Here is a 13264-nt window from a genome sequence, read left to right as displayed (position 1 = left end):
CCTGCGACCTCCTCACAAACTTCCTCCATGCAACCCAAACTCATCATTCACGGCGGCGCTGGCAGTTCCCTCAAAGACAAAGGCGGACTCGCGGCCGTGCGTCAAGACCTGCACGCGATCGCGCGCAACACTTATGAATGCTTGCTACAGGGTGCCAGCGCGATCGATGCCGTTGTCAAAGGCTGCCAACTACTCGAAGACGCGCCGCGCTTTAATGCCGGGACTGGTTCTGTGCTGCAGGCAGACGGGCAAATCCGTATGAGTGCTGCCCTGATGGACGGCACCCGCCAGCGTTTCAGCGGTGTCATCAACGTCTCGCGGGCGCCCCATCCCATCGACTTAGCCAACGCCTTACAGCCGGAGAGCGATCGCGTTTTATCCGACTACGGGGCAGCAGAACTCCTGCGAGAGCTGCACGTACCGATTCACGACCCGCTGACAGACCTGCGCTTGCACGAGTGGATTGAAGAACGTAAAGGGAACTTCTCGCGCAAGATGGCTGACGTCGTTGCCGAAAGTCGACGCGGGACTATCGGCGTGGTTGCCCTCGACAACTCCGGCTGCCTCGCCGCCGGCACGTCTACGGGCGGCAAAGGACTGGAGCGCATCGGTCGCGTGAGCGACTCGGCCATGCCTGCTGGTAACTACGCTACGCAACACGCAGCCGTTAGTTGCACCGGCATCGGTGAAGACATCATTGACGAATGCACCGCCACGCGCATTGTCGTGCGCGTTACCGACGGACTCTCCCTCGCCGATGCGATCGCCAAATCCATGCAGGAAGCTAAAGTCAACAACCGCGATCTCGGCGCGATCGCCCTCGATGTTACGGGTGCGATCGCCTGGGGCAAGACCAGTGAGGTGTTGCTTGCGGCGTACCACGATGGTACGCAAATTGGCGACACCCTGGAATGGATCGGCGACGGTCTGAGCGATGCGCTCTCGAACTAACCCGTGTCTGAACCGCGCGAGTGGTGCTGTCTCGGCAGCAGTTATATCGTGCGAGGCGAACGAGCGTCTGGCCTATTGGCAGCCAGAGCGAACCCCCTGTCAGAGCAATCCAACGGGTAAAGCCGCAGGTAAAAAAGCGTCGCTGGTGTTTTCCGATAAGATGTGAGAGCCAATCTGCAGGATCGCGTGGTGCTCGCTACCGTTATCCGCATAGCAGTCAGGCGATCGCGTCAACCGGACGATCGCGACCGAGGTTTCGGATCGAGGATTGGGAGCAAGAACTGAGCTAGTGCGCCAGATAGAGGCTTGCGGGAGGAATGAACTTTCGGACGCTAATACGTACGGCTCGACGGTGGTATTACGACACGCCCGAGCGCGCGCTAGATCGCGCCTACGATGCCGCCCTCACGATTAAGGCAATTGAAGACAAGCATTTTGGCGGCAAACCCGTTGACGAAAGCAATGCCACCGGATTCAGCGGGCGGGCCGTGGCGTATTTTCAGGCTGAGGTTCGGGACACCCTTAAAACGGCGAGAATGCGTTTGACCGAATTCCGCGCGAGCCGTTCGGTGATGCCCTTCAACACCGCCCAGCGCGATCGCCGCGGAGCGTATGATCTCGCCGATGAGGAGCGCGATGCGGTTATTGCCGAGAAACTGAATTTTATCGACGAAATTATTGCTCGGTACGAGCCACCACCCGCGCTGCAAACCGAACCCGAGCAATCATCAGTTGCTCTCATTCCAGTAAAGCCTGGCAGTCAACCGCAACCCATCGCTACTCTCCGCCCGGACGCCCCTCGGCAGCGTGAAGCTCAACGCAACAAGCCTCGGGCTTCCAGCGCCGAGTATGCCGGTGATGACCGCATTGGCAGTCGCCCCGGCAATGCCCGCAATGGCAAGCCGAACAAGTCAGAGCGCATGGCCACCGAAAAAACTGGCGTGCTGCCCCGATCGTTGTTGCGAACGCTCAATCGCGTCCGACGCGAACTCGACGACAATCCGAATATCGAGGAAGAAGTTGTCGAAAGTTACCGCACCTCGCGGACCAACGCATCGGTCTCCATTCGCTTCTTGCTACTCTTAATCATCATTCCGCTCCTCGCCCACCAGCTGCTTAAAATTCCCATTACCTACGTTGTCAACGATCGCTGGGACCCACCAGACATACAAACGGTCTTCCTCAACCGCGATATTGAAGAAGAAGCATTCGTGGAGTTGCAGCACTTCAGAGAGCGACTGGAGTTCCGCGAGCTGATCGGTATTTCGAATTTCTCGGCCGCCGAGCGCGACGCATTCCTCCGCAAGGAAGCCGGAGAGATTGCCGATCGCTACAGCAAACGCGGTGCCGAGGCGATCGCTAACATTTTTGCCGATTTCGGAGCCTTAGTTGCATTCGCACTTGTGGCATACGTTCGCCGCGAAGATATTGCGGTCGTCAAAACGTTCATCGATAGCATTATTTACGGATTGAGTGACTCGGCTAAAGCCTTTTTGATCATTCTCTTTACCGACATGTTCGTCGGATTCCACTCGCCGCACGGGTGGGAAATCATCCTCGAAAGTGTCTCTCGCCACTTTGGCGTCGCTGACAGTCGCGAGTTTAACTTCTTGTTCATCGCAACGTTCCCGGTGATCCTCGACACGATTTTGAAATACTGGATTTTTCGCTATCTCAATCGCATTTCGCCCTCTGCCGTTGCCACCTATCGCAACATGAACGAGTAGTTTCGCCTTACTGACTCGACCGTACCGTGCGATCGATCCCCGTGCGTACCGCTATAGGATCGCGTCATTGCAGTTTGCGTAGAACTTGAGCCAGCCGTGCAGCCGATTGGAAACGTTCCCGATACCCGCGATCGCGCGATCGCGCCACGCCGTGCAACGCATTACTCTCATCACCGGTCCGGCGAGTTCGGGCAAGAGCGAGTGGGCCGAACACCTTGCTGCCGCCAGCCAACGTGCTGTTACCTATGTTGCCACCGCCCGCACCAACCCCGATGATGCCGAGTGGCAGCTCAAGATCGCCCGCCACGCTGCCCGTCGGCCGTCTCACTGGCGCACGCTGGAAGTGCCCGTTGCCCTGCCGGCCGTACTGCAAGCTGCTGATGCTACCGATTGCTTATTGGTCGATTCTCTCGGCACTTGGGTGGCAAACGGACTGGAAAACGATGCTGCTGTTTGGGAAGCCGCGATCGCGTCCTTGATCGACAGCCTGGAGTCCACTGCAGCCGCCGTTATTTTTGTTGCTGAAGAAACCGGTTGGGGGGTCGTGCCGGCCTACCCGCTTGGACGGCAATTCCGCGATCGACTCGGGCAACTCGTGCGGCGCTTAGCCGCGAGCGCCGATACCGTTCAGCTCGTGACGGGCGGTTACGTTCTCGACCTCAGTGCATTGGGAATGCCGTTACCACCGCCGTGAGCCCTGTCGGATTGCAGCGAGTTTGTGACGCGATCGCGAGGGTTCTAGCCTCCGATACTGGTAGTTTTGCGCTAACATGTTGAACTTGAATTCACCGCCGGAACTGACCGAATTGGAATCCGCCGGACCTTAACATTAGCTGCGCCCAGGGAGAAGCAATCATGGCTCGGATGTACTACGACGAAGATGCAAATCTAGACTTGCTAGCCGGTAAAACCGTCGCGATTATCGGTTTCGGCTCGCAAGGACACGCTCACGCCCTCAATCTCCACGACAGCGGCGTCAACGTCATCGTCGGGCTCTATCCGGGTAGCCGCTCAATTGCTAAGGCCGAAGCCGCCGGCCTGCAAGTTAAGTCTGTTGCTGACGCCGCCCAAGCGGCCGACTGGATCGCGATCCTGCTGCCAGATGAGTCCCAAAAGCGCGTATACACCGAAGAGATCGCACCACACCTAAAAGCCGGCAAGGTCCTCTTCTTCGCTCACGGCTTCAACATTCATTTCGGGCAAGTGGTACCGCCGCCAGACGTGGATGTTTTGATGGTTGCGCCCAAAGGTCCCGGACACCTCGTGCGTCGCACCTACGAACAAGGCGAAGGCGTGCCTTGCTTATTTGCCATTTACCAGGATGCATCCGGACAAGCTCGCGATCGCGCTATGGCTTATGCCAAAGGCATTGGCGGAACGCGCGCGGGGATCTTGCAAACCACTTTTCGTGAGGAAACTGAAACCGACTTGTTCGGCGAGCAAGCAGTTCTTTGCGGTGGCTTGAGTGCGCTGATCAAAGCCGGCTTTGAAACATTAGTAAACGCGGGTTACCAACCGGAACTCGCTTACTTCGAGTGCCTGCACGAAGTGAAGTTGATTGTCGATCTCGTGGTTGAAGGTGGGCTGGCTAAGATGCGCGATAGCATTTCAAATACTGCCGAATACGGCGACTACACGCGCGGTCCTCGCATTGTGACCGACGAGACACGCGCGGAGATGCGCAAAATCCTGCAGGAGATCCAAGCTGGCGAGTTTGCCCGCGAGTTCGTCCTCGAAAACCAAGCGGGTAAGCCCGTGCTTTCCTCCACGCGCCGCCGCGAAGCCGAACATCCCGTTGAAGAAGTCGGCAAGGACCTGCGTGCCATGTTCAGCTGGCTGAAAAAGCGCTAATCGCTGGCCGAAAAAGCACCGAGCGCGCGTCAACTGCGCGCCAGCAAGTTAACCGGCTTCCTATCGTTGACCGTAGAAGCCGATGTAAGCGGCTGGCGAGTGCATCGTAAGGCGATCCTCGCCTCCTTGACGCAATAGTTCGTGCAGGCAGTTAATTCCCCGCAGCTTACTCGAACGCCATCGCAACTAGCGTGCCTCGGTTCGAACCTTCAATCCGCACGGCAAACTAGAGACTAATTGCACGAGGAAACTTAAAGGATCGAATCCGCTTTGCCGGACGACGGACGTGACCTAACAGTGACGTCTGGAACCGTTTGCAACTAGGAGCTTGTAGTAGGCAGAGCGTTACTTCGACTTGTCGTCCTTGTATTCGATGCCGAGTGTTGCCGCCGGGTCTTTAACAGTCTGCGAGCCGGGTTCGGTCTTGACACCGTGCTCAAATTTCTTGACGGCCTTTTCCGTGCGCTCGTGCGGATCGTCAACTTTGCCATCGGGAAAGATCCCGGACAGAATGCTATTTAACTTCGCGCGCGTTTGGGCACTAGCATTACCTGCTGCACCCGGTAAAAAGCGATCGCCAAAACCGACAAAGGCAATCGCCAGAACCACTAAGACAAATAGTGTGGGTGTACGCATAGTCGTCTCTTAGCTCGTTTGAATTGTGCTCGATTTTACTTTGCGCTCGCGCCGTCCGAATGGCGACGCAATTGCTGCAGCAATGTGCGGAAATCTGTTTCGACAACCTGTTTTAAAGCACGCGCTCGGAGCAGCGTACCCGGCAGCTTGCTTACCAGTTTAATCAAGAGTACTAGCCAGTGCGCGAGTGACTCAGTCGCGTTCGAGGGCCTCTCGCACTTTTTGCGAAACCTCGGTGAGATCCAAGGGTTTGCTCAAGTAGTCGTCAGCTCCAGCTGCTAAACAGCGCTCGCGATCGCCGGGCATAGCCATAGCTGTCACCGCAATGATGGGAATATCGCACCAGTACTCGCACTGCTCGATGGCCTCAAGCAGCGCGAACCCGTCCGTGCCGGGCAGTTGGATGTCTAACAAAATCAAATCGGGGAGGGCTTCGGGACAGTCGATTTTGGACTGCACCAGCTCGAGCATCGTAGAACCATTGCTGATGAGATCGACCGCGCAGCCTTCGAGTTCGAGCACTTCAGCCAGTAGTGCTTGGTTGAAGGGTTGGTCTTCAACAACGAGCACGCGGGGGCAGTCGGGCGATCGCGCGCGGTCGCTTGGTTCGGAGACAGCGGGACTCGGTTCACTAGCCGTGACAGACTCGGCTGGCGTGCGGCGCAATTCGGTTAAAGGCAACCACGCTCGCATGGTCGTACCGCTGCCGACCTCGGATGTAAACGACACCGTGCCGCCATGTAGCTCGGCCAGGCGTTTGGTCAGTGCTAGCCCCAAACCAGTCCCTTCATGTTGTCGTGCGAGCGATGGATCGATCTGCTGAAACGGTTGGAACAACAGGTGCTGTTTTTCGATGGGAATGCCGATGCCGGTATCGATTACCTCCAAGCATAGGTAAGGGGTGCTGGCATTAATCGTGCTGCGATCGATGCGATCGCCTTTAAGTAGCTCGCTGCCGTAGGCCAGTCGGCTGACAAGCCGGATCCGGCCGCCCTCGGGCGTAAACTTGACGGCATTTGAAAGTAAGTTGATCAAAATCTGGCGGACGCGGCGCTCGTCGAGGACGGCTTCGTGGAGGTGGTAGTCGAGTTCGAGAGCGAGGCGATGGCGTTTTTTGTCCGCGCGCGGCTGAATCGTTTGCAAGCACTGCGCGCACAAAGACTGAATCGATACGGTCTGCAGGTCGAGGTCGGTTTTGCCGGCTTCAATTTTTGATAGGTCGAGGATGTCGTTAATTAGCTGCAGCAAGTGTTTGCCGCTGCGCTGGATCGCCTGGACGTGGAGCGTTTGGCGCTCGCTGAGAGGGGAACGGTTTTGGCGCAGCAGCAGCTCGGAAAAACCAAGAATGCTATTGAGGGGCGTCCGCAGTTCGTGGGACATGGATGCCAAAAACTCGGACTTGAGTTGCGAGGCCCGTTCGAGATTGCGGTTCGCGCGCAATAAGCTAGCCTGCGATCGCGCCCGCTCGATCGCCACGCCTAAAATCCGGCAGGCGGCCCGGAGCATGTCAGCCTGGATGTAGTCTTGCAGGTGACGCTCGCGTCGCATTTCCAGGGTCAACACGCCGATGATGGTGCCATCGGCACCGGGAATAGGGAAGAGACCGAGTTGCCCGACGCCGGGATGGCAAAATTGCGGCATGGCCTGGGGATGGTTCGGGTAGTCATCGACATACAATGGTTCGCCGGATTCAATTACCTGCCAGAGCAAACCGCGTCCGTAGGGGATGCCATCCTGCATCAGGGCTTCCATCTCGGGAATTGCATCGCCGTAGTGAGCGATGAAATCCGAGGAAACCTCATTTAGGAGCATTCCTGCCTTCCGTCCGTTTCCAGTGCCACTGATGACTTTCACGTCACCAAACGCCGCCCCGGTGGTTTCAATCAGATAGCTCAGCGCAAATCGACCGATATCGGGGAGTTCGGTGGCAGGCTGCAACCGCTCGGTCAGTCCGAGCAAGAAGCCTTGGCGCCGGGACTCAGCATCGAGGCGAACTTGCGCGACGACCGGATCGGTGGCGCGCAGAGTCAGCAAACAACCGTCTTCGGGAGCCAACCGTACATCGCCGGAGAGAAGCGTGCCGTCGGGGTGCTGGAAAGCAACCGCGCCCTGCGTCCGCAAAGACTTAAGTAGTTCGGCACGTTGGGCGGGACCTGCAATGGCTCGCGCGACATCGTCAGCAGTTAGTTCTGCCTTGGTCTGGCAATCGTCGAGGCGACTCAAACTTTGAAACGGGCGATTGCACCAAACGAGCCTGAGGTTGCTATCGAAAAGCGCAAGTCCGCAGTCGAGCTGTGACAGCACGAAAGCTTGACGTTCGAGGTGTTGTCGGTCGCGATCGCTGTCGGAGAGCTCGGCGGACATAGCGTGCAGTTGCAGTTAAATGCAGACCATAAAAAGCGTTAATTTTTGAGTCTAACAAGCGACTCACTCCTGACCCATCGCTCTAGCGACGCAGCTAAGGCAAACATTCTGACCGTCGGGTTGGATGTGCGGCAATAAACGTGCTTTCGAGATCGCGCCGTTTCGGACTCCTGCTGTCGTGTCGCGATCGCCGTTTGCAGGCGGTTGCAGCGTCATAGCAGCACCATCGCACCGAATGGGATTGAGTTGGCGTGTTCGGGACTGCAAGCACGCCCTATGATTTAGGGAATGTTCGTGTCAAGTGTGAGGAGAGCGACCGTGCTCGTACCGGGGCGCAAAGCAGCAAAAGCACAGCAAATCATAGAAGAACGCCGGAAGGAAGCTCTGCGCGAGGACGCGCAAATGCAAGACGTGGAATTACTGTTGCGCGGCCTGGCCGAACGCGAGGAAGTGGCTGTCAAGCTGATGCTCGATTGCTTGATCGAAGTTGGTGCCGTCAATTTTATTAACAGTAAATTTCGTCCCGGCAGGCTCAATCGCATGCTCAAATCGACGGCCGGCTCGTTAAAGCCTGTGGCACGACGGGTTGGATTCTGGTGGTTCAAAAACAACGTCCCGACGCTAGTGGTAAGTTGGCTGCGGAGCAAAGTGAGCTTTGCACCCCAACTACCGCAACCGCCAGTGGAGCAGGCACGAGACGCCAAGTTTTTCACGGAATGGTGCGAAGGGCTACCGGAGATTGCTGAAAGCGATCGCCTGGCACTCGATCGCGTGCGGCAGAGGTATTTACACCATCGCGAGTCGGGACCGCTCTCGGATGGAACGGTCAATGTTGTCGTGGTGTCGGCATTGCTGGAGATGGCCGGGCTGCTCGATCCGCCGTTTCGGTTGCAGCCGGTGACGGCGCTGGACGTAAGCTTGGAGAACGGCAAGCAAGCCCAGGCTGGCGTGTTGGAGATCCTGAGCGTCCACGATCGCTTGTGGATTTTCGAACTCGAGTCACTCCAAGCTGAAGTGTCTGTGGTGGCTGCACTGCAGCCGTTGCTTTCGTTTGTGGCGGGCAAGTTGCAGCCGGAGCAGCCGACATACTGCACCCTCACGAATGGTGACGAGTTCGTATTCGTCAAGCTGGTCCAACGCGAGGCAAAACCTTACTACGACGTATCGAATGCGTTCTTGCTATTGCCCAGCTGCAATAAGCTTTACGACGTACTGCGGGTTTTGCGACACTTGCGAGATGTCGTGACAACCAGCGCGTTAGTTAAGCGCTGAAGCGAGTGCCTGGCAAGTCTCGGGTTGGCGATCGCGGCTAAACTGGCAAGCAATGTCGGCGCGCGTCGCAGCCGTCCGGCAATCGCCCATCTGTCGAGTTGTATTGGATACACGGGAGCAACCACAAGGCGATGGATTGGTGGCGCAAACTGAGTAAGAACTCGCTAGCGCGCTTCGGGGCACTGGTGCTGTTGGTGTTTTACCTGGCAGCATTTGCGGCTGACTTCGTCGCGCCTTACAGTCCGACTAGCGTGCAGCCGAATGGCTCGCTGCTGCCGCCGACGCAGGTCTATTGGCGATCGCCGGGGGGGCGCTGGCTCGGACCGCACGTGTATCCGACGACGCTCGGGCCGACGGATGTCGAGACGGGCGAGCGCGAATTCTCGGTGGACTGGTCGCAACCGTCGCCGCTGAGGTTGTTTGTCAAGGGCGAACAATATCATTTTTTGGAGCTGACCCTGCCGCTCCCGCCGACCTTCGAACCGATGACGCTATTTCCCGGTATCCCTGCCAACCGGCACTTATTCGGTGCAGTCGGTCCGGCGCGGTTCAATCTGCTGGGCACGGACGAGCAAGGACGCGATCAATTCAGCCGGCTAACTTTCGGCGGGCGCATTAGCTTGTGCATCGGGCTAGTTGGTATCGCGATCGCGTTTCCGTTAGGATTGGCGATCGGTGGGATTTCTGGCTATTTCGGCGGCTGGTTGGATACGGGCATCATGCGCTTGACCGAAGTGTTGATGACGATTCCGAGTATCTACTTGCTCGTCTCGCTGGCGGCGGTGCTGCCCCCGGGATTGTCGAGCGCGCAGCGTTTCTTACTGATCGTGTTGATTACGTCGTTCGTAAGCTGGTCGGGGCTGGCCCGGGTCATCCGCAATCAGGTGCTGTCGATCAAGGAGCGCGAGTTTGTTATGGCGGCCCGCGCCATGGGGGCGAACCCGTTTTACATCATCGCGCGCCACGTCCTGCCGCAGACGGCAACCTACACGATCGTGTCGGCAACGCTGGCGGTGCCGAGTTTTATCGTGGCGGAGTCGGTGTTGAGTTTGATCGGGTTGGGCATTCAGCAGCCGGATGCATCGTGGGGAAATATGCTTTCACTGGCGACCAATGCGTCGATCGTGGTGTTGCAGCCGTGGCTGATCTGGCCGCCGGCGCTGCTAATTATCCTGACCGTGCTGGCATTCAATTTACTCGGCGACGGGTTGCGGGATGCCCTTGACCCGCGGAGCTTGACGCGTTAAGTAACGGTGCGCTCTACACGGGCTTGGAGCCTTTAGTATTTTTAGGAGCCTCTAATATTTAAGGTGAGTTGAGGTTTCCGAACGGACCATGCACCAGACTGCCGCGACCGCTTCGGACCCGCGACCGTTCCTATGGACGCGAGCGGCATATTACGCCATGGGCGAGTCAGGGCTGTTCGATGGCAAACGCGTGCAATTGATCGCTGGGGAGATCGTCGAAATGAGTCCGATGGGTCGTCCTCACGCGCTGGCCGTTATCAAGATCGTCGAATACCTCAGGCAGTTGGCCGGTGGTGATTATCACGTGCAGTCGCAGCTGCCACTTGCGTTAGGCAATCGCTCCGAGCCCGAACCGGATGCGGCCTTAATTGCCGGTGCAGCAAGCGACTATAACGACCACCCGGCAACGGCTGCACTCATAGTTGAAGTATCCGAGTCGACACTCGCGTTCGATCGCGCTCAAAAAGGCAGTCTCTACGCCCGCCACGGCATCCCCGAGTACTGGATCGTTAATTTGTCCGACCGCCAGTTGGAGATCTACCGTACCCCGATTCCCGATCCAGCAGCGAGTTCGGGATGGCAGTATGGCGATCGCCAGATCCTGGCCCCGGACGCCAGCGCCGCACCGTTGGCGCGACCGGATGCCGCGATCGCCGTCTGCAATCTGCTGCCCCAGCCCGCTGCATGAAGGCTAGCGCATTCCGAGCATTAGCGACGATCGCCCGCGCAAGCGCGGTTCCCAACGGAGGGAGTAACAAGCGATCCAGACATCGAGACAGAGGACCTGCAGCGCGAGCAAAAGCTCTCGACGATCGCTATTGTTGATAGGGATCGCGCGGGACGAGTTGCAGTGGTGGCAAGCCGACGAGCGTTTCGAAAACGCGCTCGGCTAGGCGGTAGTTAGCAGCTTCAGTGAGGTGAATGGCATCGACAAACGCCGGTTCCTCGAAATCAGCATATAGATCGTGCAAGTTGAGGACTGTAATGTTGCTCGGAAAGGTATTCCCGAGCTCGTTGGCAGCTTCGGCCAGAGGCGGATAGCTGCGCCGGACGCGATCGAAGTACGCGGTCCCCAGGTCTTCGGCGATCGCCCGCTCGCTTTCGCTGAATTCTTCTAGCGGCCCGCGTCCGGAAATTTCCGGTTGGAGGACAGCGATTATCGGTACGCGCGCACTCGCGCCGAAGCGAACAGCTTGCTCCAGATGACGGCGATAGCGTTCGATACGCGCAGTTAGCTCGGCTTCCGTTGCCGGCAGGCGATCCTCGAGCGATCCCTCGGTCGGTCCCTCGACAGCCGCACCGATCAGCGTGTGTCCTGACGCCGTTAGTTCCGTACCCAGAAACCAGAACTCGACCGCACGGGCGAGGTAAGAACGCCGGACTTGTTGTCCGAGCGAGAAGGCGATCGCAGTTTGTGCGTGTTGTTTGGTATTGCCCAAGTAGGCATCGAGCTGAGGGATATCAGTCATCTCGGCGTCTGCAGGCAAGATCAGATCGCGGAACCCGCCGATGGCGACGACCGCGTCGGGCCGATAGGGCAAAATCTCTAACGCGAGCTGCGCGAGTTGGTTGCCGCTGGCATAACCCGGCACGGCGGCATTAACCACTCGCGCTCGCTCGCCTTGCACGCGCGGCGTTTTTTCGAGTGCTTCGCGCTTGTCGGGTATGAAGTACGGCAACCGCTGGGGTTGGAACTGCTCTGGTGACTGCTGCTGGCTTTCGAGGCGAGCGTTGAGCTGTTGCTCCAGATGCACGGCAATCGTGGCATCGTTGTCAGCGTTCCAATACCCGAATGCCGCCGACCCGCCGAGGATAAAAATGCGCAGTTCGCCATCGGGTTTAGCCAGAGGTAGCGGCTCGGTCGCACGGAACCCTTGCTCATTTAACTGCCAGAAATCGGTCTGTTGATTGGCAACCAAGGCATAACCGACTGCGGGCTCGCGACGAACGGCGATCTGACCCGATTGTGGCTGGCCGGCTAGCGGCTCGCCCGCGCGCGTCTGGAATTGCAGCGTGTAAGCCGCAACTTCCGCCTCGTTGCCGTGGCGGGCAAAGGTGGCGTCGCGGTCGGCAGTGTCAACAACCGAGCGCAGCAGGACTTCCGCCAGTAGGATCCCGGCTGGCACGCCCAACACCGCGGCCCACACCCACCATCGCGATCGTGGAGGTTTCTTTTTGCTCAGGTATGAAGACGGGCGAGATCGCAACAGCATGAGCTAATGCGCGCTCCCAACGAGCGCGCCTGACAATTGCATTCGATTTGGAAATTAGTGTAGTCCGAACTTGGGCTCGCGGCCGCGATCGCGTACCGTTGCACGATTGCATTGTAAGAGCAGCAGAGGCAGTCGCTGGCAGGGATGTTCCCTTTCCGATCGCGATAGTCCTGTCGCTCATGCTGGAGATCCTAGTCCGATTGCCCGCGATGATAGAGTAAGCACGAGCAATCGCCCTGGAAGCCCGCGATCGCGGGGGCGAGTTATGGAGTATCGAGCGAGCGTGGCATACAAATTATTGTTCGTCTGTTTGGGAAACATCTGCCGATCGCCCTCGGCAGAAAACATTATGAATCACGCGATCGCCGAGGCAGGACTGAGCGAGCGAATTGTCTGCGATTCGGCGGGAACGTCGAGCTATCACATCGGCTCGCCGCCCGACGCGCGCATGCGCGCGGCAGCGTCCGCCCGCGGGATTGCCATGAACGGACGCGCGCGGCAATTCACGACCGCTGACTTCGAGGCGTTCGACCTCATTTTGGCTATGGATCGAGAGAACTATCGCAACATTCTCCGACTCGACCCCCAGAATCGCTATGGCGATCGCGTCAAAATGATGTGCGATTTTGCCAATCATCATGCCGACACCGAAGTCCCCGATCCTTACTATGGCGGCCCGGACGGCTTCGACTACGTCATCGACCTATTGCTCGATGCCTGTAGCGGCCTGCTCGCACGTACGATTGAAGAACAGAATTTGACTGTTCGCTAGCGATCGCTCGGAAAGCTCGCCCGGCCCGCGTACCGAGAGCAAACCAAAACGGTTTGCTCGCTCGCAGCTGTGGGTGCGGACTCGACCGGCACGCCAGTCGATTGGCGCGTCGGTCAATTTGCGGGTGGATTGCCAGCTATTGATGGCGACTGCGGTGATGACCTGGCAAGTTGCTCGTATCGCCCCTGGTGGCGGGCAATGGGGTGACAGCTGCCGAGATTTCTTTTACGA

The 13264-nt window shown here is 58.1% G+C and carries 13 protein-coding genes; 9 read left to right on the top strand and 4 right to left on the bottom strand.

Translation table 11 applies throughout. The annotated features are described in order from the left end of the window. Window positions 1–27: 27 nt before the first annotated feature. The 4 genes from KR51_RS06600 to ilvC all read left to right on the top strand — a co-directional run bounded on the left by KR51_RS06600 (window position 28) and on the right by ilvC (window position 4529). Entirely contained in the window at window positions 28–951 is a 924-nt protein-coding gene (locus KR51_RS06600; protein WP_040655419.1) for an isoaspartyl peptidase/L-asparaginase, read from the top strand. A gap of 317 nt (window positions 952–1268) precedes the next feature. Beyond that, entirely contained in the window at window positions 1269–2678 is a 1410-nt protein-coding gene (locus tag KR51_RS06595; RefSeq protein WP_022606099.1) for a proton extrusion protein PcxA, read from the top strand. Window positions 2679–2763: 85 nt separating this feature from the next. Continuing rightward, window positions 2764–3372 carry a bifunctional adenosylcobinamide kinase/adenosylcobinamide-phosphate guanylyltransferase gene (gene cobU / locus KR51_RS06590; RefSeq protein ID WP_332254510.1) on the top strand — a complete coding sequence of 203 codons (609 nt, stop codon included), beginning with the start codon at window positions 2764–2766 and terminating at the stop codon, window positions 3370–3372. A gap of 161 nt (window positions 3373–3533) precedes the next feature. Beyond that, window positions 3534–4529 carry a ketol-acid reductoisomerase gene (gene ilvC, locus KR51_RS06585; protein WP_022606095.1) on the top strand — a complete coding sequence of 332 codons (996 nt, stop codon included), beginning with the start codon at window positions 3534–3536 and terminating at the stop codon, window positions 4527–4529. Window positions 4530–4874: 345 nt separating this feature from the next. Here ilvC and KR51_RS06580 read toward each other — a convergent pair whose 3' ends face one another. The 3 genes from KR51_RS06580 to KR51_RS19345 form a co-directional block, all read right to left on the bottom strand. Then, window positions 4875–5165, bottom strand: a complete 291-nt coding sequence (locus KR51_RS06580) for a hypothetical protein (RefSeq protein WP_022606093.1) — start codon at window positions 5163–5165, stop codon at window positions 4875–4877. Window positions 5166–5357: 192 nt separating this feature from the next. After that, entirely contained in the window at window positions 5358–7529 is a 2172-nt protein-coding gene (locus KR51_RS06575; RefSeq protein WP_022606091.1) for a hybrid sensor histidine kinase/response regulator, read from the bottom strand. A gap of 63 nt (window positions 7530–7592) precedes the next feature. Then, window positions 7593–7745 carry a hypothetical protein gene (locus tag KR51_RS19345; RefSeq protein WP_156915001.1) on the bottom strand — a complete coding sequence of 51 codons (153 nt, stop codon included), beginning with the start codon at window positions 7743–7745 and terminating at the stop codon, window positions 7593–7595. Between the two features lie 102 nt (window positions 7746–7847). On the opposite strand from KR51_RS19345, the gene KR51_RS17370 reads away from it, so the two are divergent. From KR51_RS17370 to KR51_RS06560, 3 genes are all read left to right on the top strand, one after another. Then, window positions 7848–8801, top strand: a complete 954-nt coding sequence (locus KR51_RS17370; RefSeq protein WP_022606089.1) for a hypothetical protein — start codon at window positions 7848–7850, stop codon at window positions 8799–8801. Between the two features lie 131 nt (window positions 8802–8932). After that, window positions 8933–10048, top strand: a complete 1116-nt coding sequence (locus KR51_RS06565) for an ABC transporter permease (protein WP_022606087.1) — start codon at window positions 8933–8935, stop codon at window positions 10046–10048. 88 nt (window positions 10049–10136) lie between these two features. Beyond that, the gene (locus tag KR51_RS06560) at window positions 10137–10736 is read left to right on the top strand and encodes a Uma2 family endonuclease (RefSeq protein ID WP_022606085.1); all 600 of its coding nucleotides are present in this window, start codon (window positions 10137–10139) and stop codon (window positions 10734–10736) included. 127 nt (window positions 10737–10863) lie between these two features. Here the strand turns inward: KR51_RS06560 and KR51_RS06555 are convergent, their stop codons facing one another. Beyond that, the gene (locus KR51_RS06555; RefSeq protein WP_022606083.1) at window positions 10864–12261 is read right to left on the bottom strand and encodes a hypothetical protein; all 1398 of its coding nucleotides are present in this window, start codon (window positions 12259–12261) and stop codon (window positions 10864–10866) included. Between the two features lie 283 nt (window positions 12262–12544). Here KR51_RS06555 and KR51_RS06550 point away from each other — a divergent pair, with 283 nt between their 5' ends. Together KR51_RS06550 and KR51_RS19340 are read left to right on the top strand one after the other, a co-directional pair. After that, a complete protein-coding gene (locus KR51_RS06550) occupies window positions 12545–13033 on the top strand; it encodes a low molecular weight protein-tyrosine-phosphatase (RefSeq protein WP_040655430.1) in 489 nt (162 codons plus the stop codon). 69 nt (window positions 13034–13102) lie between these two features. Then, window positions 13103–13240, top strand: a complete 138-nt coding sequence (locus KR51_RS19340) for a hypothetical protein (RefSeq protein ID WP_156915000.1) — start codon at window positions 13103–13105, stop codon at window positions 13238–13240. Window positions 13241–13264 lie beyond the last annotated feature (24 nt).

The organism is Rubidibacter lacunae KORDI 51-2 (genome assembly GCF_000473895.1).
Classification (GTDB): Bacteria; Cyanobacteriota; Cyanobacteriia; order Cyanobacteriales; family Rubidibacteraceae; genus Rubidibacter; species Rubidibacter lacunae.
The sequence above is the reverse complement of the archived record's forward strand: the minus strand, read 5'-3'. Positions and strand labels throughout refer to the sequence as shown.

Bases quoted from the DNA above. Each gene is read 5' to 3' on its own strand.
- KR51_RS06560 (WP_022606085.1), top strand. From the start codon at position 10,137: ATGCACCAGACTGCCGCGACCGCTTCGGACCCGCGACCGTTCCTATGG.
- KR51_RS06555 (WP_022606083.1), bottom strand. From the start codon at position 12,261: ATGCTGTTGCGATCTCGCCCGTCTTCATACCTGAGCAAAAAGAAACCT.
- KR51_RS06575 (WP_022606091.1), bottom strand. From the start codon at position 7,529: ATGTCCGCCGAGCTCTCCGACAGCGATCGCGACCGACAACACCTCGAA.
- ilvC (WP_022606095.1), top strand. From the start codon at position 3,534: ATGGCTCGGATGTACTACGACGAAGATGCAAATCTAGACTTGCTAGCC.
- KR51_RS19345 (WP_156915001.1), bottom strand. From the start codon at position 7,745: ATGACGCTGCAACCGCCTGCAAACGGCGATCGCGACACGACAGCAGGA.
- KR51_RS06580 (WP_022606093.1), bottom strand. From the start codon at position 5,165: ATGCGTACACCCACACTATTTGTCTTAGTGGTTCTGGCGATTGCCTTT.
- KR51_RS06565 (WP_022606087.1), top strand. From the start codon at position 8,933: ATGGATTGGTGGCGCAAACTGAGTAAGAACTCGCTAGCGCGCTTCGGG.
- KR51_RS06600 (WP_040655419.1), top strand. From the start codon at position 28: ATGCAACCCAAACTCATCATTCACGGCGGCGCTGGCAGTTCCCTCAAA.
- KR51_RS06595 (WP_022606099.1), top strand. From the start codon at position 1,269: ATGAACTTTCGGACGCTAATACGTACGGCTCGACGGTGGTATTACGAC.